Genomic DNA, 20,107 nt, shown 5'->3' on the forward strand with positions numbered 1-20,107 from the left:
GCGATGTGCTCACCTATAGTGGCCCCCTTTCAGCAAAAAAGCGGGCCCGGTTAGTCCGGAAGCCGCTTATTATCCGATTCAATATTTTCAGTCCGAGTTACTTCAACACGTTTGTTATCCTTATCATCATCCATCATATCTCTTGCTCCTGCTTTAAACTCCTTCAGCGTTCGGCCGAATGCGCGCCCCAGCTCAGGCAGCTTGTTTGGTCCAAACAGCAGCAAAGCGACAAGTGCGAGTAAAATAAATCCTGTTGCGCCTATACCTGACATCGTTCATCTTCCTCCTAATCATTTATACGCTAATGTAACTAACCGTTGTTCAAACCGCCATATCCCATACGGACAATGTCTTCTCTCACGATAGTCTGACCAGCTAATATACGAGGCAGCAGTACATCGAAGGAAGTGTACGGATCATGCATGACGCAGCCTGGCAATCCCATAATCGGCACGTCGTTCAAATATCCCATCAGCAGCATCGAGCCTGGCAGCATTGGTGTACCATAGCTTACGATATCCGCACCAGATGCTTTAATAGCACCAGGTGTGCGGTCATCAGGATCTACCGACATTCCGCCAGTCACTAGTATCATATCATAACGTTGCTCTAGCAAATAGTGTATTTCCTTGACAATTATTTGTCGGTCATCTGGAGCGAACCGCTGCTCCACGACTTCAGAACCAAAAGCTTCAAGCTTTGCCCGAACGGCAGGTCCAAACTTATCCTGAATCCGTCCCGTGAATACTTCTCCACCCGTTGTCAGCAGCCCAACCCGGAATTTCCGGAACGGGAGCACTCTTAGTGGAGCTAGTCCTTGGCGAGTGTCTCTATATTCCGCTACAAGCCTCTCTACCTCTTCGACTTTCGCTTTCGGAACGGTAAGTGGAATTACTCTAGTTGCAGCAAGAGGCCTTCCTTTCTGAACGACAGAATGTGTCTTCACCGTCGCTAGCGCAATCTCACCAAGATTATTAATAGCCTCTACAATAACCGGATCTACCTGTGCAAGACCAAGCATTTGAGACTTCAAGCTGACCTTGCCTTCATGCGGCTCAGATAACGTCAACCCTTCGCCAGCAAGCGCAATAGCCATCCGTTGTGCAGCATCATCCTCATGAAGCTCATCATCTCCGAGCTCCATAATATAGATATGCTCTTTGCCGATATCCAGCAAGCTAGGAATATCCGCTTCCGTGATAACATGCCCTTTTGTAAATAAACGGCCTTTAAACTCCCCCGGTATGATACGGGTAAGATCATGAGCAAGTCTAAGACCAATAGCTTCATGCACCGGGACTTCTTTTAGAATCGTCTGTGCTCTGCTCATTCGTGATCTCCATGTGTGCCGGAAACAATCTCCAAAGCATGCGGCAGTTGATCCATAATGGCCATCAAGCCCTCGTGCACACCTTTTGGACTACCCGGTAAATTAATGATAAGTGCTTGACCACGAATACCGCATACGCCTCGGGACAGCATCGCCCTGCGAGTCTTCTTAAGTGCCCCGATCCGCATGGCTTCCGCAATACCAGGTACAAGACGATCCACTACCTTTAATGTTGCTTCCGGAGTTACATCTCTTGGTGCCAGCCCCGTTCCGCCTGTGGTCAGAACGAGATCAGCCTGATAATACTCGGTCATTTCGATCATTGCCGCAATTATCTCATCCTGCTCGTCTGGCACTATGCGATAATCAACAATTTCTCCGCCTAATTCTTCTTCTACCAATTCACGAATGACTTGTGCGCTCGTATCTTCGCGTTCTCCGCGCGAGCCTTTATCACTTGCCGTCAATATCGCTACTTTCCACCGCATCTACTATTCCTCCCATCCCTTATTCGTTCATGGGTGTCAAATCCGATAGTCTCCGTTTTTGCCTCCGGTTTTCTCTACCAGGTAGGTTGGACCAATGATCATATCCTTCTGCAGCGCTTTGCACATATCATATACGGTAAGTGCTGCGGCCGATACAGCGGTCAAAGCTTCCATTTCTACGCCTGTTTTACCAGTCGTCTTCACTATAGCCTCTATGTAAAGTTCATCTGTCCCATTATCCTCGAAGGTGACGTTAATACCGGTTAAAGGAAGCGGATGACACATCGGAATCCAATCCGATGTTTTCTTCGCGGCCATAATCGCAGCAACCTGCGACACAGCCAGCACATCCCCTTTGCCGATTGTACCTTCTTTAATTCGGGCCAGCGTACCCGGGTTCATCTTGACCATCGTACGTGCGGTTGCCGTTCTGGCTGTTATTTCCTTGTCGCTTACATCAACCATCTTTGCCCGGCCTTGCTCATTAAAATGTGTCATTTCCATACCCGTTCACTCCAACTATTCATTTCACTATCATTTCCGTTACAATTCCGTCCATCCGTTTGTCATGAACCTGCATGGGGATCTCATCCACCAGTTGATCCTCAAATGCGAGACCCAACCACTTCACCGACCGTTTCTCACGAAGACCTTCCGCGTAACGATCGTAGTAGCCTCCTCCGTATCCAAGGCGACCGCCTCTAAGGTCGAATGCAAGGCCTGGTGTTACAACCAACTGTGGAACATATAAATCCGGCATCGGCTGACATTTCGATGGATCAGGCTCCATAATACCGTAAGCACCTGCTGAAAGCTTGGCCCAGCTCTCAAGTTTATACAGCGTCATGGAGCGATCGACAGGATTGCATCTTGGCACACTGACCTCGGCGCCCGTCTCCCAAGCCCACTCAATCAAATAACGCGTATCAAGCTCTGAACGAAACGGAATATAACACATAAAGCTATTCACTTGATGCTGCTTCATCCATTCTGATAAATTCCGACAAGCCGCTGCCGATCGTAAGGCACGTTCTTCCTCATCGATGCCGTCACGAAGCCTTGTCATGGCTTTGCGCAGCGCTGTCTTATCGAAATTCACCTCATTTGGCTGTTCATTCATCTTGTACCCAGCTCTGCCTTCCCAAACATGCTTTTTCTTTAATTGTAGTTTACCATTGTTATGCAACTTTCGCCAATGGCGACAACGGTTTGTGGTAATATATAATGAACGAGTCATTAACTGTTGGAGGTATCATTCATGCTGCTTCAATTATCCAATATCAGTAAAAACTATGGCATAGACGTCATATTGTCCGATATATCGATGCAAGTCCTTGAACGTGAACGGATTGGACTTGTTGGCGTAAATGGCGCAGGCAAGTCTACCTTGCTCAAGATCATCGCAGGAGAGCTCTCCTATGATTCCGGTGCCATTCATAAGGCAAAAGAAACACGTATCGGTTACTTGGCCCAAAACAGCGGCCTTCAATCAAACCGCACAATCGACGAGGAAATGCGTGCTGTATTCGCGCATCTGACTGACGCTGAGAAGGAGCTTCGCGAGCTGGAGCAGCAAATTGCTGATCCTGCGCTTCATGATAACCCGAAGCGCTATGAAAATGTCCTTGACCGCTACTCTCGGAAATCCGACTGGTTCCGCGAGCAAGGAGGCTTCGAAATAAATACCCGTATTAACAGTGTCCTGCACGGGATGGGGTTCGGAACCTTCCCAGCAGATACGATGATCAGCACGTTAAGCGGCGGCCAGAAGACCCGTCTTGCGCTTGCCCGCATCCTGTTGCAAGCGCCTGATCTGCTTATGCTCGACGAACCAACCAACTACTTGGATATCCCTACTCTCACTTGGCTTGAGGGCTATCTGCGCAGCTATTCCGGCGCGATTCTAGTCGTTTCCCATGACCGTTATTTCCTTGATGCACTAGCAACAACCATCATAGAAATTGAACGTCATGCCGCGAAACGCTATACCGGCAACTATAGCCGTTATATTGATATTAAAGCCGCCGAGTACGAAGCAAATATGAAGATGTTCGAGAAGCAGCAGGACGAAATCGCCAAGATGGAGCAGTTCATTCAGCGTAATATCGTCCGCGCTTCAACGACCAAGCGTGCCCAAAGCCGCCGCAAAGCCCTCGATAAGATGGATGTGCTCGACAGGCCGTTAGGGGATCTGAAAAAAGCCCGTTTCTCCTTCGAGATCGAGCGTCAGACTGGCAAAGACGTGCTTGAAGTAGCAGATCTATCCGTTAAATTTCCGGAAAAGGAACGTCAGCTGTTCCAGCATGTATCCTTCAAACTGCAGCGCAGCGAAACGGTTGCGCTCATTGGTCCAAACGGGATTGGCAAATCCACTTTGCTGAAAGTATTGGTTGGACAAAGAGAGCAGCAAACCGGAAGCGTCCGTTGGGGCGCCAACGTAAAGCTCGGCTATTATGATCAGGAGCAGACGGGACTTACGCCTTCCAACACCGTTCTGGAGGAAGTTTGGGGCACTTACCCACATATGGAGGAAGCCCGTATCCGTACGGTACTCGGCAATTTCCTATTCAGCGGAGAAGATGTCCTCAAGCGAGTATCTTCCCTCAGCGGTGGGGAGAAGGCTCGCGTATCTCTCGCCAAGCTGATGCTCGAACAAGCTAACGTCTTGATCTTGGACGAACCTACCAACCATTTGGACTTGTTCAGTAAAGAAGTTCTTGAATCCGCCCTTCTTGATTATGAAGGAACACTGCTCTTCATTTCTCATGACCGTTATTTCCTTAACAAAATGGCGGAACGTATTGTCGAGCTTGCTCCGACAGGAACCGAGCATTTCCTAGGAAATTACGACGACATGATTGAGAAGAAAGCTGAGCTTGAGGAAGCAAGGCTAGAAGCTGAGGCTAAGTTGGCTAGTAAGTCTAATCAGCCGGTCGCAGAAGCTCCAACTTCCTACGAATTAGATAAGCAAGCCAAGCGTGAAGAGCGCAGCCGGCAGCGCAAGCTGGAGCAGCTGGAGCAAAATATCGCTTCGCTGGAAGAGCAAATTGCCGAGCTTGAAGTAAAATTGACGGATCCTGCGATCTTTAATGATTACATGGCCATCCAGGAAATCCAGGCTCAAATCGAAGCCAAACGTACCACGCTAACTACCGCTTATGAACAATGGGAAGTCTTAAGCGAATAACTGTATAACAAGTGTATAGGTAAGCCTCTCTAATCAATCCAAGCGATTGTTTAGGGAGGCTTTTGCTATAGATCAAAAAAAGATGCTTACGCCATATAGGCGTAAGCATTGAGAGGGAAACCAATAGTTAGGAAGGTACTGCAATCAAAACATGGGGGATACGATTCTGCCGCTTCAAGCTGCAGTTATCCCATATAGGAAGACATTCACGGTCCACTTGAAGTGAATCGCCAATGATCGGGTAAGCATCATTTAAGTTAAAAATTGTTCCATTCGAATGAGTCCTAAACGTTTCGCTTCTACAATTGCTTCTGACCTCGAGCGAACACTTAATTTCTCGAAGATACGGGTTAAGTTATACTCCACCGTACGTTGGCTCATATGCAGCTTAGCAGCGATATCCTTATTACTGCTGCCGTTAGCAACCTCTTGCAAAATATCTTGATCGCGCTCATTAATCGAGACCTCTTCAATGGCCTTCTCCGCACGTGTAATCTTCACCTCATTACGGCGAAGCTGCTTAAGCAGGGTGATCGGAATAACCGCCTCCCCGCGCATTGCACAGCGAATGGTGTTATGCAGCTGTTCGCGTGATACCGTCTTGGAAATAAACCCGGATACACCACATTCGATCAGCAAGTTATAGTGGGTACTAATTTCGTAACCGGTATAGATTAAGACTCTGCGATCAGGATCCTGCTGAATGAGCCGCTTCGCGAGCTCTAACCCGCTGATCCCCGGCATATTCAAATCACATAAAATAATATCAAAGAGATCTTGGTTTACGGCATCAAGTGCTTCCATGGCGGATAACACAACCGTCACTTTCATCTCAGGATCCTGCTCGATCATCGTCTTCGTGCCTTCTCCTACGGATGGATGATCATCAACTAATAAGATACGAATCACGTAATAATCCCCTTTCCGAACGACCGGTCGTCATCGTCTCCGGCAAGTTGATCACAACCTCCAGGCCGCTTCCACGCTTCGACCGGAACGTGATTTCTCCTTCAAGACTTGCCACCCGTTCTTTAATCCCGGACAGCCCCATATGCTCGAAGGACGCTTTCATATAATCAACATCCATCCCGATACCGTCATCCTTATAGCGGAAGAAGATTTTCCCTCTCCGCTGCTCAAGCTCCAGTGTAACCTGATTAGCTTGTGCATGCTTAGCAGCATTACGGAGCAATTCCTGAACGATTCGGTAAATGGCTGTAATCTGCTCTTCATTAAGTGGGTGGGTGAATGGCTTCGGCCGGAAATCAACCGCAAAGTTATCGCGCATTTGCGAATGTTCTACGATAGATTCAACTGCCTCAATCACACCCATTTCTTTTAAGAGTGGCGGCCGTAATTCATTGCACGTCTCGCGAATCTGATGAATGACATCGAGCAAACCTTCTTTGATCTCATTCAGCTCATTACCAAGCTTGTCCGATATCGGATAGTCATTCATGACTCCTTCTAGCTTTCGATACCAGATCAGTTGATCCTGCAAAGCAGAGTCATGAAGATCGGCAGCCAGCTTCCTGCGTTCATTCTCGGATAAGCAGAATAATAAACGCAGCACCCAAGGTGCAGTTGTCTGCTCCTTCCGCACTTCCGATTCTAAGTCCTCAATCAGACCTTCAATCAAGTAAAGATTCTCGAATACGATGCTCGAATAATTAGCTAATGTCTTCAGCCAGCGCAGCTCATCCGAGTTAAAGCGGGTATGATTCGTCTTCGAACCAATCCACACGACATGGTATTTGGAGCGTTGGCGGCCAATGACAAGTCCAATGCCGTGAGGAAGCTCGACCATCTCGCCAACCTGCAGCGATTCAGCGACTTGGAGCAGGAACAAAGATGTACCTTTCTCCTCATCGGATTCTCCAAGCTTCTGAACAGATCCGTCCGCTTGATCAACAAGTACGAAGTCAATGCGATTAACAGGCAGCAGATCACTAATCTCCTGCTTGAGCACAGCCTCCAAATCCGATCTCTTCATAACAGTCGCCACTTTACGGGAGAAGCGATCCAAGCTGTCCTGATAGCTGTACATCGCCTTAAACAGCTTAGGACGGAACTTATGATCGATTTGTTCCTTGATGTACAAGAAGAGCGTCATGACAACATAAGATGTCAAGAACATCTGAATGTAGCCAACCCACGATACTTCTGTCCTTCCGTTAATTACCCCGATAATAGCAATTGTTAACAGTAAAGCCGGCAGAACTGACAAAAGCGTATAATATTTAAACCTAGTCAGGATGAAGTCAATGTCAAAGAGCTGATTAGAAGTTAACAGGTAGAAGTACACGATCGGCAGCACGAACAGAAACAATGATGTAAATGCAGCCGGTAAAATCTGGCCTCCGCCGATAAATAACGGAAGCAGGTTCATTGCCGTAAATGGCGTAAACGCCACAATATGCGACACAAGCGTTATTTTGAAAAGCGAGTTAAACTTCGTCTTGCGGTATTGCATAAACTTCCTAACTAGCTGATAGATGCAAATGAAATTACCGATAATGAGTGTCCCGTAATATAACATTCGTATGTATACAACTGCATCGTTGGAGATAAGATCGGTCCAAACGTAAAGCAGCATACCGAGCTCAACTAGACCAAATGCGCTAAGCATGCCGATTAATCCTGATTTGCTGATAAAAACGACATTATACCGCTTCATATACTGGTTCATGAACTGCAGGAAAATAATCGGTACAGACGGCAATATGAGATAAATAATTGAGAATCCGACTGGATCACTACGATAGGATGCTGCCGAAGAATAATAGCATAGGCCAATCGTTGCAAAAAACAGCATAAGCATTAAAGCCGCATTATCATTTTTCCTTTTCGTGTATAGAAAAGAAGAAAAACCTGCGAACAGGATCAGAGAGATAAGCGGAATATACAGCTGAATGAACAATTCCCAGCTAGAATGATCTCCGTACCAACCCCGGTTAAATACGATTAATTGCTGCTCCTTACTGCTATGCTCAACAAGCACCGCACTAGATTTCTCAATCGAGAAAAACTTCTTCACATTGCTATAATCACCTGCCGGTGCACCATTCACAGTTATAATTCTATCGCCGACTAAGATGCCTTTGCTGACAGCTTGTCCGGCAGGCTCGAGAGCTTTCACGAAATACTCTCCCTTTGAACCTTCAACTAATTCGACTCCTATAAAAGGCTCTTTAATAATCGTGAAGGTCAAATAGAGCAAAATGACGAGAAATGCAGCCAGGAAGAGAGGTGCTGAAATTCTATAAGTGGGTTTTAACATCGTCTAATCTCCTCCTGCACACGCATGAAGTCGTTTTAGCTAATTAGCCCCAAACAGCCAGTGTGTAGTTGCCTTTTTTCTCGTCTTGATTCTTAAGTGCATCTTGGAGTGCTTTGTGCTCAGCTGCGGAGACGCCAGCCAATTGGAGTTGTCCACCCATCATCATCGACATTTTTTCTTTGCTTGCAGCAAGCGTACGGATAGCATCTTTCAACATTTCAAAATTCCTCCTCTGCTATATTAGAATCAAAATCTGATTCTAATATAGCAGGAAATCATTCGACAGCAAACGCCAATCTCTCCCGTATTTCCCGCAACCCTCTTTGCGGTATGCGCAGGAAGGCCCTAGCTGGAGAAGATTTGTAGGAGCTTGTCCTTATCTGACGCGGCTTCCGGAACGTCATCCAGCAGTTCCTGGAACCGATTAAAGTGCATTCTCATATGCACGGAGCCATATAGAGCTGCCCCTGTCCGATTACATGCTTCTTCCAGCATTTGCTGTCGATCCAAGACATCCGCTAGCGAAATTCTGCCTTCGAAATAGTCTGCAATCCATTGATCCTGTTCCGCAATTTCCTCCAAAAGAAACAAAGTAAGCAGGGTCTTTTTACGCAGAATAAAATCATTCTTGTCGTCCCATCGGAGCAGGTCTCTAATATCATTTTTAATTTGAGCCGCCATACCTACTTCTTCCGCATATTCGGCCACAATAGGATGCCAATCCCGTCCAGTGAGCATGACTCCAGTCATACAAGCAAAGACGATAAGGGCAGCTGATTTATGCTGAACTACTCTCAAATAGGACTCCTCATCGGTAACAGCATTCATCAAGTCAAGCATTTGTCCATTTGCCGCCTTCAGCAGCTGCTCATTCATCATTCGCATCACACGTATGAGCTCAGCCTGACCAAACTCGAGCTCCAGTATTGCCTGCTGCGACAGCACGATTAAGGAAACAGCTACCTGCATCGCAGCCGCTGCTGGTACCTGGGACCAGGCTTGAAGTGGAGCATCTCCATCCTGTAAATCATCTAATATATCAGACGCTAAAATAAACAGCTCAACTGCAGCTGCCGCCTGATAGATCGATTCAGAATTCCCTCCAAACATACGGTAATGCAGCACGGTTAATAGACCGAATCTCATGGATTCGGCCTGCTTCTCCCGTATAAAAGCACGAGCATATTCAGCAAGCGGCTCCGCCCAAAAATACTTATCGGAAATCCGCAGCATGTTTTGCCCGATTATAGGCATAATGTCTTCCATCTAATGACCTCCATCATGGTAGTGTCATCCTTATCTTATACGATGGAAGAAAATGCCGGCAACTATTTGCAGCAATCTGTCATTATTTCGCCCCTTCCGCTTCTGAGATACCTTCTTTGTTGTTTTGGATTGTTGGACAATCTCCTCCCCATTTAATTTATCAAGCAGCACAGCAATCATCTCCATACGCTTCTCTATCACTTGGCTTCGATGAACTGACGGACTCTCGATGTCGCTTCCATGATCCATGTACAGAAGTCCTCCTTCAAGCTAGGCCGCATAATCTAAAACAAGGTCATACTTCAGCGTAAGCGAAATGAACGTATACGCCCTCCATTGTTACGCAGCCTTCAGGAATTTGGGAGATGAGCTGCTGGGGCGAATCGCATTTCACGATATCCCCTTTGCGCAGCACTGCAATACGGTCGCAGTTGCGCTGCATTTCACCCATATCATGGGAGGCCATCACAATGGTTTTCCCTTGGCTTTTCAACTTCATAAGAAGAGACCAGTAGTCCGCTCTTGCCTGCTTATCGAGCCCGGTAGTTGGCTCATCTAGAAAAATAATCTTCGGATCATTCACCAGTGCGAACGCAAGCGCAATACGCTGCTGCCAGCCGCCGGATAATCTCTTAACCGGTTTATTCATATATGGCTCTAGTCCCAAATCCGAGATAATGGTATCAATATTGTTTTGTCTTACATAAAACGATTGGAATAGTTCCAGCGCTTCACGGACCGTCAAATTATCTACGAGTGAGTTGCTGTACATATGCATACCGATATATTCCTTCAATTGCTTTGCTTCCAAAATAGCATCCATGCCCAATACTTCAATTTTACCTTGATCCGGTCTGCGAAGTCCCATGAGCATCTCAAGCAAAGTAGTCTTGCCCGCTCCGCTAGTCCCGATAATGCCGAACAGCTCACCGCTGTTCACCTCAAAAGAGATTTCATTTAATGCGTTGTACGGACCGTAGCATTTGCATATTGAGCTTACTCGAATGATCGCCTGTTTGTTCACTGTAGTTATCCTCCATTCAGGCCGGAATGCCTATTTGCCGCAACGTTTTCTTGTAATTCCACCTTAACTGATATTGAAAGTGTTTTCACCGAAAACCGTACTGCAGAATCACGCAATTTTATTGCGGTAGCGCAATCGAACTAAAAAGCTTCGAAAACACAAAAAAAAGCCCCGAAAGCACAAAAGCGTGCTTTCGGGATAACTGTCCACCTTGTCCACAGGTTTATCCACATAATAACGTGAATTGTTAGTTAATTCTGTCGATAACAAAGTGGGATTTGTAAAGGTTAATGTCACTAATTACTTACAAATGCTTCCTAGCCCATAATTTTATCCACTTTATCCACACTATCCACAATTGTCTGTGTAGAAACTATCCACGAATCACTCACATTTTTATTCACAGGAAAAACGTTGTATTTATCCGTTTTTTTCATCTTATGCACAGGCCAACAGTTTTTGTGGATAAGTATTCCAATTATCCAGCATTCTCTTCCATAAGGCGTTTTCTGCCCGTCATTACGGCTTGATTGCATGCTCCAACATACGCCTGAGCGGCTGCATAAATGATGTCCTTATGGATAGAAGTACCGCGGAATCTCTCGCCTTCTATAATAATGCTCACGACGGCTTCGCCATGCGCATCTTCACCGGTCGATAAGGAATGCAGCTCCAGATCCTCAAACTGAGCGGCTACTGGAATCGCCTGCTGAATGCAATGAATAACAGCCTCGAGCGGCCCTTCTCCCATGCCCGAGTAAGAGCGTTCTGCACCATCTGCGCTTTCGCGGATTGTAACTGAAGCGATACGAGACTTTTGACTGCCAGCCAATACTTGCAGATCAACCAGCTTGTAAGGGTCCGGCTGAGTCTCGGTCATTTCACCGGCAATGCGGATCAATTCATCATCCGTTACGATTTTTTTCTCATCAGCTACTTGTTTGAAGCGGTTATAAACCTCGACTAATTCATCGTCAGCCACGTTAATGCCGTACTCCGACAGACGGTGTTTAATCGCATGACGTCCGGAATGGCGGCCTAATATGATCATGCTGCGGGAGATGCCCATTGCTTCTGGATCCATAATCTCATACGTACTGCGGTCCTTCAGTAAGCCATCCTGGTGAATGCCTGATTCATGCTGGAAGGCATTGCGCCCTACAATGGGCTTGTTATAAGCAATCGGATAATGCATGGCTCGACTGACCATATGAGATGTCGTATAGATCTCGCTCTGTTCAATATTTGTCTCAATCTGCAGCGCCGCTTTGCGTGTCTCGATCAGCATCGCCAGCTCCTCGAGCGAGCAGTTGCCGGCCCGTTCGCCAACACCATTAACAGTTACCTCGACCTGTGTTGCTCCAGCTTGAATGGCAGCCATACTATTCGCAACTGCCATACCCAGATCATTGTGATTATGCGTGCTGTAACGAACCTTATCTCCGCCCCGCGCCTGCTGGCGGACAGAAGTGAACAGATCCACCATCTCATTTGGCAGAGCGTAACCAAGTGTATCAGGCAGATTGATAATGGTAGCGCCGGATTCAATCGCCGCTTCCACCAGTTCAATTACAAAATCCCTGTCCGAACGGGTCGAGTCCATGGCTGCAAATTGAATTTCGTCAACAAATTGCTTCGCATAAGAGATCATATCTTTTGCAATTTGGATAACCTCAGAGCGCGTCTTGCGGATTTGATGGCTCAGATGAATATCCGAAGAAGAAATGAACAGATGCAGACGGCGTTTCGCTGCATCCTGCGTAGCCTTAACCGCAGCATCAATGTCAACTCTCACTGCACGTGCAAAACCACAAATTTCAACGTTTTGCAGCTCACGGGAGATTTGCTGAATAGCCGCAAACTCGCCAGGACTAGAAATTGCGAAGCCAGGCTCAATGATATCGACACCCAGCTTAGCCAGCTGGCGTGCGATAATGATTTTGCGCTCAGGCTCAATAGATGCTCCAGGTGATTGTTCGCCATCACGTAATGTTGTATCAAAGATTTGAATTTTTTTCATGGGAATACCCTCCAATTAGTTGTTTTTTGAGTTTAGAAATAGAAAAAGCCTGTCGTCTCTTTGGTGTAAGAGACGACAGGCCTGCCGTGGTACCACTCTCATTGGCCGGACCCTTCAGGCTGCAATAATAAAGCCACGCGGCTTTGCAGCAAGCAGGTCCGAACCCGCTTGAACACCCGATGACGGAGGTATGCCGTAACGATGTACCTGCCCAGATCCTGCTGCTTTTTGCATGCATTCACTCGGCTCTCCATCATTCCGCTCCCAGGCGAGTTCAAGCTTAAGCTTCGACTGCGTCGCACCAACCCACAGCTCTCTGCAGCAGCGATTGTTATAACAATCGCGCCGTGTACCCACTTAATTGCTTTACTGATCCTGTTCTTAGCGTTTTGTATATGAATAATCATCCGTTATGTTATGTCACTTCTTTAGCAAACCTAATCCAATCTAGTCCAAAAAACCAAAAAAGCCTGTCGTCTCTTATAAATCAAGAGACGACAGGCTATCATTAACCTGCGCGGTACCACCCTTGTTGACATCAATACTGCTGAATACACAGCATCTTTATGCCCACCTTAGGCACATTGCCAACTCCGGATGTTGACGAATGCGCACCCTTTTACGGGGGTTAACCGTAGCAATGTATTCATGGGCCTTACATGGTCAGCCGCATGTTTCCACTGCTCCGCTCCCAGGCGAGTTTCTGGTATCCTTCGACTGCGTTGCACCGTCCCGCAGCTCTCTTAACCCGGATTATCCGTACTACTCCTGTTCTTTGCGTTTGCACAGTATGGAGTTTGAACTATTGGTACCCATTATATTCCCCAATAAATATTCTGTCAATTCCAAGAAAAAAATATTTTACACGTAAACAACTTTTTTATATTTTAGGACACGGATGGCTTAGCCCAGCCTTCAAGTGAAAAGTTTGGCTCTGCCTTCATATCAAGCGATGTAAATTCGCCTTGCTGCCATTTCAAATACGCTGCAGCACCAATCATTGCCGCATTGTCCGTACACAGCTTATGCGGTGGTACGAGCAGCGGCATACCTTCCTTGTCGCATCGCGCGGCAAGTGCTGCACGGAGGCCGCGGTTCGCTGCCACACCGCCGCATAACAGCAGCTGCTTGGCGCCAAAGGCGCGGACAGCGCGAAGCGCTTTTTCGACGAGCACCTCGATGACCGATTCCTGGAAACCACGAGCCAGCGCTGCTGCATCAAGGGTTTCGCCCTTCATATTCGTCTGATTGATTACAGCAAGAACAGCCGACTTCAACCCGCTGAAGCTGAAGTCATACGAATCCGGCTCAAGCCATGCACGGGGCAGCTCAATGACCTTTTCCGCCTCCGATGCAAGCCTGTCGATATGAGGACCTCCGGGATAAGGGAATTTTAACGCACGAGCCACTTTATCATAGGCCTCGCCAACCGCATCATCACGAGTGCGCCCGATCATACGGAAAGAACCTTCACTCTCCAGCAGTACAAGCTCCGTATGTCCGCCGGAAACGACTAAAGCCATACATGGATACTCCAATTCATGGACAAGCTGATTCGCGTAAATATGTCCGGCAATATGATGTGTCCCGATAAAAGGCACATCAAGCGCCATTGCAAGACTTTTGGCCGCTACAATCCCAACAAGAAGAGCCCCAACAAGTCCAGGTCCCTGCGTAACTGCTACTGCAGAGATATCCTTTAAGGTCAGCCCGGACTCCGCTACCGCCTGCTCGATCATCAGGGTAATAACCTCGACATGTTTACGCGAAGCGATCTCCGGCACAACCCCGCCAAATTGCTTATGAACCTCGATTTGACTCGAGATTACATTTGATAATATATGCTTGCCGTCACGAACAACCGCAACGGATGTTTCATCACAGCTCGTTTCGATCGCTAATATAACGGCATCTTTGTTTGTATGACTCACCATTCTTGCTCCTCTGCCTCGGAGCGGTATCGTTCCAGATCCGCCCACATAATTAACGCATCCTCGTTATCATCCGAGTAATAAGCTGGCCGGATACCGGCAGGCTTAAATCCAAGCTTCCGGTACAAGCGCTGTGCGATCTCATTGGATACACGTACCTCAAGCGTCATTTTGTTCGCACCAAAAAAAGCCGCCGTCTGCTGCAGCTCGGTTAACAGCCGTTCCCCAAGCCCTTGTCCTCGATGGTCAGCGCGTACAGCAATGTTCGTGACATGCGCTTCATCTACAATGATCCACATTCCGCCGTAGCCTATGATTTCATCATCATGTTCCATAATCATATAACGGGCGAACATGTTGCTAGTCAGCTCATTCTTGAACGCTTCCGGAGTCCAAGGTGTTGTGAAGGCTTCCTGTTCAATGGCTACAATCGAGCTGATATCTGCCATGGTCATCGACCGGAAAACGAGATTTGCCTGATTATTAATCATGAGGACTTCGCCTCCCCCTGCTGCTTCGCACGTAGAAGATTCGCTTCCGCTTCTGCCAACTGGGTGTAATTTGGCGTCAGTCCATGAGTATCCCCAATTTCTCCTGCCTGCAGGCGATGCTGGCCAAGCTGTGCAATCGCACGCCCCTCCAGTTCATAAGAGAGCAAATGAACTTCGACTTTCTCCTCACATAACGTTCTGAGACGATTTGCTTCGCCCTCATGAATCGTTAGATCACCAATAACCCAAATCCGCTTCACTTGGCCTGAAAGCTCATCCACCTCTCCAGCAATCCGCTCAACCCAATCTTCCATAAGTCGAACACCATCTGCTGCAAAGCTGCGCCACTGGCCATCTGCCGACATCGCATAACCACCTGTATACACTTGTCCGCGCCGTGCATCTATAATGGGCAAAATCCAGTCTTCGCCAGACTCTGCCTGGTCTACCGCAACATTTCCGTGATACCATCCGCCATAGGCAATAGCCTCCAGGCTAGATACACTGACAAGCGGCTTATTCCACACCCAAGCCAATGTTTTCGCTGCAGCAACTGCAATTCTCATACCGGTATAGGAGCCCGGACCACTACCAACAGCAATTGCGCCTATGTCTTCGGCTGTAACTCCGGCATCTGTCATCAGCTGTTTCACATGAGTAATGATATGGACGGAATGATTTCTCTCTGCAAAGGACTGCATTTCACCAAGGATGCTGCCTCTGTCCATAATGGCTGCTGCAAATGCTGCCGTTGAGGTATCAAATGCCAATATTGGCCGTTCATTATGCTCTGTCATCGTTATTCCCTGCTCCCATCTCATCCAAAGCCCCACACCAAGATGCATACGGCTCGCCGATCCCCGTTATTCGAATGTTCCGCTCCTCGCCGCCTTCATGCGCGATATACATCTCCAGCCGCTCCGGAGGCAGAAGCTCTTCAATCAGGCTTGCCCATTCCACAATCGTAACTCCGCTGCCGTAGAAATAGTCGTCTAGACCAAGATCGTACGCTTCCTCAAGCGACAGACGGTAAACATCCATATGATAAAAGGGCATGGAAGCCCCCTCGTATTCTTTAATTATCGTAAACGTTGGACTGTTCACCACATCATTTACGCCAATCGCCTTAGCAAATTTTTGCGAGAAAGTGGTTTTGCCTGCACCTAGATCTCCATCCAGTGCAAGAACAACTCCTGGCTTTATAAGCTTCGCGATACGCTCAGCCAGCAATGCGGTTTCTTGTTCATTGCGGATTGTAAAAGCCGCTTGTCCCTTTATTGTCATCTTCTACACCTGCTTACTACTCAAAATGATTATAGCCCCGCTTCACAAGCGGCATTCGTAATTCGCCTTTATCCGTTGTCCGTATCATTTCCACGCCTGGCTCACCAGTCAAAGTTTCCCCAATGATATAAAAGGGCAGCCCTTCCGCATGGAAGGCCGCCTGTGCTGTGATTGCATCGCCGCTTTCCATCGTGCCAAGCAATACATAATCTTCTCCGCCGTACAGCATCCACTCGAGTGGGTCAATACCTGCTGCCCCCGCGTATGCAGCCATACTGCCGCTTCTTGGAAGCTGCTGCTCACGAAGACACACTAGAAGTCCTGAAGCTTCAGCGATCTCCCATGCCTCGCTTGCAAGACCATCGCTTACATCATTAAGCGAATGGCAGGTCCCGCGCGTAAGCAGCATTCGTCCAGCCCTTACGGAAGGCGATGGGCGGCGATGAGCCCGCACTAGCGACTCCGCACGCTCCCCTGCGAGTGCAGCTATGCCGCGTTCCTGCTGCGCGAGCAGAAAATGCAGCCCGGCCGCCGATTTGCCGACGGGACCTGTCAATATAACAGCGTCGCCGGGCTTTGCACCAGATCGGCGCAGCCCTTTCCCCGCTTCGACGGCACCTGTCACTGTCACCGCGACAACAAGATGCTGCGGTGACGAGGTCGTATCGCCGCCTATGATCGCCACGCCATAACGCTCAGCGCAGGCGTATAACCCGTCATAGAGCCGGCGCATCGGCTCCGGCCCAAGCTTACTCGGTACACTAACCGATATAAGCGCCTGCAGTGGTATACCTCCCATAGCAGCGATATCGCTGACATTCGCTGCCAGAGCTTTATACCCAATATCCTCATAGGACATCGTCACTGCATTGAAATGCACCGTCTCTACCATCGTGTCCATCGCCATAATATATTCATACGGGGATCCCACTCCGGTAATGGGAGCGGCTGGATTAATGAGTGCAGCATCGTCGCCTATTCCAAGCACGACACCGCGTTCCCTCTGCCATTCCACGCCTTGCCGTCCTGAGGTCCAATGACGGATGCTTGCAAATTCATCCACTGCCTGATCTCCTTCATAACCCTTAGTGAATATCGCGTTTCTTGAATCTTCCGCCTTTTACATCATGGATGTTGCCAACGGCGAGAAACGCAGCTGGATCAAGATCATTAACGATTGACTTCATCTTCGCTTCTTCCAAACGTGTAATGACACAGAAGATAACACGCTTCTGCCCGCCCGAGAAGCCGCCCTCCCCATGCAAATACGTCACACCACGCCCAAGTCGGTCCATGATAGCAGAACCAATTTCCTTAGCCTCTTCACTAATGATCCAGACCGCCTTGGATTCTTCGAAGCCTTCCATCGTAATATCAATCATCTTGTAGGCGATATAATAGGCAACCAGCGAATACATCGCCCGATCCCAGCCAAACACAAATCCTGCACTGCCAAGAATAAATAAATTAAAGAACATAACAATTTCGCCAACCGAAAAAGGGAGACGCTTATTAAACAAAATCGCAATAATCTCTGTCCCATCCAACGAGCCGCCAAATCGAATGACAATACCTACCCCAATACCAAGAATAACACCTCCAAAGATCGAGGCCAGAAAATATTCTTCCGTTAGAGGCGGAACAGGATGAAGCAGGAACGTACCAAGTGACATCACACTTACTCCATACAAAGTCGATAAAGCAAATGTTTTGCCGATCTGCTTGTACCCAAGCACTAGAAATGGAAGGTTTAAAAGGAATAAGAAAAGACCAAGTGGCAGTCCTGTCAAATGGGATACCATGATCGAAATCCCGACGATACCACCGTCAATAATATGATTGGGAACCAGAAAAATTTCAAGTCCCACCGAAACAAGCGCCGCTCCAAGTGTAATAAACAACACCCGGCGAAGAAGTTCCAGCTTAGGCAGCTTTAAATGCTGTGAGTGGCTTGGCATATGTAAGCTTGTTCCTCCCCCCGAACTCGCTAATTACAATTATTTTACCTTAATAAACAAGATATTCAAAGAGCGGCATACTCAGAATATAGCAATCATCCGCGAAACTTGTCCTTTTCTATAAAAAAATCCGGCGCCTCCCATTCCTAAATGGAAGGCGCCGGATAATTAGCTCCTTAGCCGATTACAGCAAACGTCTCAACACCAGCTGGAATCGTTCTTGTACGGAACAAAGCACCATCTGAACTTCGGAAGATCCGAAGCGTAAAGGTAGCCGTCGTAAGTGTGGTTACGTTGTTAAACCGCACTACACCGAAGCGATCAAAATTAGCAGTTGAAACTAACGTATTTCCACGTGATAATCTAGCAAAAAAACCAGTCGTATTAAACGGAATTCCGCCATCGGTAACCCAAACAACCGTTAAGCGACTAAATATTGGACCTGATTGTTGGGGAGCCAATACCGCTTTTTTTACAACTTTCCCTTTAGAGGAACCAATCATCTTTGGTTTCACTCTAGCAGCCATACTTTCACTCTCCTTCCTATTTCGTTAATAGGATATTCAGAGAGTGATAGCTTGGAATGGATGAATTCCTATGCCGTCCGTCCAAAGTTTATAATTCTTTGATAATGGTCAGATGCAGTTCATCCTTCAATTCCAGATCATAGGGTGAGGCAGGCTCCCGGCCATCAGCCTCCTTAATGATACGGATACGCGGCCGATGCAGGGCAAGCTCACTATTATGAGAGACCACACCTACTTGTCCAGAGCTAAGCAAAACGGTAGTAGCAACCGGATAAATAGAGATATGTTTACAGAACAGTTTAATGAGATCAAAGTCAAAGTAAGTATTGCCTGCAGCAAATAGAAACTCAATTGCCTCCGATGGTGTATGCCGTTTGCGATGCGGCCTCGGTGAGGTGAGTGCATCGTAAACATCCGCAATCCCTACGATCTGGGCATACATATGAATCTCATCCTTCTTCAAGCGGCGAGGATAACCTGAGCCGTCATAACGTTCATGATGCTGGAGTGCACAATGAGCCGAAACAATAGAAATATCATGATATTTCCGTAAAATATCAAAGCCTTCCTTCGTGTGGCTTTCCATGATGACACGTTCATCAGCTGTGAGAGGGCCTACCTTCTCGATCAGCTTTTGCGGGATCTTCGTCATGCCGATATCAAATAAGAGCGCTCCAATCCCAAGCTCCTCTAATTGATTCCGATTGTAGCCCTTTGCTATTCCCATAACCCCAGCCAAGACAGCTACATTCACGGAATGGTGAAATAAATAGGCATCTGCTACTTGTATATTAGTCAAATTCACCATCATATTAGGTCTTGCTGTTAAGTCTGTCATAATCTGACCAAACACGGAGCGGAATGTCCGTCCTAGGTCTGGTGCTATTGCACGGCCTTTCATCACAACGGACTGATCTTTGAAAGAATTCATTGTCTTGTAGATTACTTCTACTGCTTGCCTGCGTGTCTCATCCCCGATCGAATCCTCAGGAATAAGATCCTCCGTCTTGCCGTCTTCAATATAAACAATATCGATGCCTAAGTTTTGAAGCCGATTTATATAACGATCATTCAATTCTACCCCATCACCAAGCAGAACCCGTCCATTATCTTGAAATATCGGTTTAGCAAGCTTATCCCCAGGTTTGACCGACCCAATTTGCATTTTTCTCATCGCTCAGTCCTCTTTCGATCATACTCAATCACCTGTATAAAACCTATTTTATCAGATATTTTTTGGGCTGACTATCTTGAGGGAGGTCTATGTCACATGTAAAAACTCGGCATCGCAAGGTTGTTTTTCCTTCTAGATACCGAGTAT

Annotated in this window: 22 protein-coding genes; 1 reads left to right on the top strand and 21 read right to left on the bottom strand. The window is 47.4% G+C overall.

Annotated elements, in window-relative coordinates; all coding sequences use genetic code 11:
- Positions 1–50: 50 nt before the first annotated feature.
- From tatA to AB4Y93_RS25550, 5 genes are read right to left on the bottom strand one after another with little or no spacing between them, the layout of a single operon-like run.
- Positions 51–272: a twin-arginine translocase TatA/TatE family subunit gene (gene tatA, locus AB4Y93_RS25530; RefSeq protein ID WP_441896227.1), complete on the bottom strand. Its 222-nt coding sequence runs from the start codon at positions 270–272 to the stop codon at positions 51–53.
- 38 nt (positions 273–310) lie between these two features.
- The gene (locus tag AB4Y93_RS25535; RefSeq protein ID WP_441896229.1) at positions 311–1,330 is read right to left on the bottom strand and encodes a molybdopterin-binding protein; all 1,020 of its coding nucleotides are present in this window, start codon (positions 1,328–1,330) and stop codon (positions 311–313) included.
- Positions 1,327–1,818: a MogA/MoaB family molybdenum cofactor biosynthesis protein gene (locus AB4Y93_RS25540; RefSeq protein ID WP_167282503.1), complete on the bottom strand. Its 492-nt coding sequence runs from the start codon at positions 1,816–1,818 to the stop codon at positions 1,327–1,329. Before AB4Y93_RS25540 ends, AB4Y93_RS25535 begins: the two co-directional genes overlap by 4 nt.
- Positions 1,819–1,854: 36 nt before the next feature.
- Positions 1,855–2,322 (bottom strand): cyclic pyranopterin monophosphate synthase MoaC, encoded by a 468-nt coding sequence (gene moaC, locus AB4Y93_RS25545; RefSeq protein ID WP_441896230.1) that lies wholly within the window; start codon positions 2,320–2,322, stop codon positions 1,855–1,857.
- A gap of 19 nt (positions 2,323–2,341) precedes the next feature.
- Positions 2,342–2,938: a 5-formyltetrahydrofolate cyclo-ligase gene (locus AB4Y93_RS25550; RefSeq protein ID WP_441896231.1), complete on the bottom strand. Its 597-nt coding sequence runs from the start codon at positions 2,936–2,938 to the stop codon at positions 2,342–2,344.
- Between the two features lie 138 nt (positions 2,939–3,076).
- Here AB4Y93_RS25550 and AB4Y93_RS25555 point away from each other — a divergent pair, with 138 nt between their 5' ends.
- Positions 3,077–5,005 carry an ABC-F family ATP-binding cassette domain-containing protein gene (locus tag AB4Y93_RS25555; protein ID WP_441896233.1) on the top strand — a complete coding sequence of 643 codons (1,929 nt, stop codon included), beginning with the start codon at positions 3,077–3,079 and terminating at the stop codon, positions 5,003–5,005.
- Between the two features lie 252 nt (positions 5,006–5,257).
- Here the strand turns inward: AB4Y93_RS25555 and AB4Y93_RS25560 are convergent, their stop codons facing one another.
- The 16 genes from AB4Y93_RS25560 to AB4Y93_RS25635 form a co-directional block, all read right to left on the bottom strand.
- Positions 5,258–5,914: a response regulator gene (locus tag AB4Y93_RS25560; RefSeq protein ID WP_441896235.1), complete on the bottom strand. Its 657-nt coding sequence runs from the start codon at positions 5,912–5,914 to the stop codon at positions 5,258–5,260.
- Complete coding sequence (locus AB4Y93_RS25565) at positions 5,892–8,285, bottom strand: ATP-binding protein (protein ID WP_441896237.1); 2,394 nt, start codon at positions 8,283–8,285, stop codon at positions 5,892–5,894. The genes AB4Y93_RS25560 and AB4Y93_RS25565 overlap by 23 nt, the downstream gene beginning before the upstream one ends.
- A 43-nt stretch (positions 8,286–8,328) precedes the next feature.
- Entirely contained in the window at positions 8,329–8,502 is a 174-nt protein-coding gene (gene comX / locus AB4Y93_RS25570) for a competence pheromone ComX (protein WP_167282493.1), read from the bottom strand.
- Between the two features lie 128 nt (positions 8,503–8,630).
- Positions 8,631–9,551: a polyprenyl synthetase family protein gene (locus AB4Y93_RS25575; protein WP_441896239.1), complete on the bottom strand. Its 921-nt coding sequence runs from the start codon at positions 9,549–9,551 to the stop codon at positions 8,631–8,633.
- 30 nt (positions 9,552–9,581) lie between these two features.
- Positions 9,582–9,800 (bottom strand): hypothetical protein, encoded by a 219-nt coding sequence (locus AB4Y93_RS25580; protein ID WP_441896241.1) that lies wholly within the window; start codon positions 9,798–9,800, stop codon positions 9,582–9,584.
- A gap of 46 nt (positions 9,801–9,846) precedes the next feature.
- Complete coding sequence (locus AB4Y93_RS25585; protein ID WP_441896242.1) at positions 9,847–10,575, bottom strand: ABC transporter ATP-binding protein; 729 nt, start codon at positions 10,573–10,575, stop codon at positions 9,847–9,849.
- Between the two features lie 478 nt (positions 10,576–11,053).
- Complete coding sequence (locus AB4Y93_RS25590; RefSeq protein WP_441896244.1) at positions 11,054–12,595, bottom strand: 2-isopropylmalate synthase; 1,542 nt, start codon at positions 12,593–12,595, stop codon at positions 11,054–11,056.
- Between the two features lie 114 nt (positions 12,596–12,709).
- Positions 12,710–12,952 (bottom strand): hypothetical protein, encoded by a 243-nt coding sequence (locus tag AB4Y93_RS25595; RefSeq protein WP_441896246.1) that lies wholly within the window; start codon positions 12,950–12,952, stop codon positions 12,710–12,712.
- Positions 12,953–13,482: 530 nt separating this feature from the next.
- Complete coding sequence (gene tsaD, locus AB4Y93_RS25600) at positions 13,483–14,529, bottom strand: tRNA (adenosine(37)-N6)-threonylcarbamoyltransferase complex transferase subunit TsaD (protein WP_441896247.1); 1,047 nt, start codon at positions 14,527–14,529, stop codon at positions 13,483–13,485.
- Positions 14,523–15,017 (bottom strand): ribosomal protein S18-alanine N-acetyltransferase, encoded by a 495-nt coding sequence (gene rimI, locus AB4Y93_RS25605; protein ID WP_441896249.1) that lies wholly within the window; start codon positions 15,015–15,017, stop codon positions 14,523–14,525. The genes tsaD and rimI overlap by 7 nt, the downstream gene beginning before the upstream one ends.
- Positions 15,014–15,814, bottom strand: a complete 801-nt coding sequence (tsaB, locus tag AB4Y93_RS25610; protein ID WP_441896251.1) for a tRNA (adenosine(37)-N6)-threonylcarbamoyltransferase complex dimerization subunit type 1 TsaB — start codon at positions 15,812–15,814, stop codon at positions 15,014–15,016. Before tsaB ends, rimI begins: the two co-directional genes overlap by 4 nt.
- Positions 15,801–16,301, bottom strand: coding sequence for a tRNA (adenosine(37)-N6)-threonylcarbamoyltransferase complex ATPase subunit type 1 TsaE (tsaE, locus tag AB4Y93_RS25615; protein WP_441896253.1), 501 nt, complete (start codon positions 16,299–16,301; stop codon positions 15,801–15,803). Before tsaE ends, tsaB begins: the two co-directional genes overlap by 14 nt.
- Positions 16,302–16,317: 16 nt before the next feature.
- Positions 16,318–17,364 carry a thiamine-phosphate kinase gene (gene thiL / locus AB4Y93_RS25620; protein WP_441896255.1) on the bottom strand — a complete coding sequence of 349 codons (1,047 nt, stop codon included), beginning with the start codon at positions 17,362–17,364 and terminating at the stop codon, positions 16,318–16,320.
- A 22-nt stretch (positions 17,365–17,386) separates the two neighbouring features.
- On the bottom strand, positions 17,387–18,259 hold the full coding sequence (locus AB4Y93_RS25625) for a YitT family protein (protein WP_167282472.1): 873 nt from the start codon (positions 18,257–18,259) through the stop codon (positions 17,387–17,389).
- A gap of 176 nt (positions 18,260–18,435) precedes the next feature.
- Positions 18,436–18,786 (bottom strand): hypothetical protein, encoded by a 351-nt coding sequence (locus AB4Y93_RS25630; protein ID WP_441896256.1) that lies wholly within the window; start codon positions 18,784–18,786, stop codon positions 18,436–18,438.
- Positions 18,787–18,874: 88 nt separating this feature from the next.
- Positions 18,875–19,960 carry an HD-GYP domain-containing protein gene (locus tag AB4Y93_RS25635; protein ID WP_441896258.1) on the bottom strand — a complete coding sequence of 362 codons (1,086 nt, stop codon included), beginning with the start codon at positions 19,958–19,960 and terminating at the stop codon, positions 18,875–18,877.
- Between the last annotated feature and the right edge of the window lie 147 nt (positions 19,961–20,107).

Origin of the sequence: Paenibacillus sp. YAF4_2, from assembly GCF_052113225.1 — a bacterium.
GTDB lineage: Bacteria > Bacillota > Bacilli > Paenibacillales > Paenibacillaceae > Pristimantibacillus.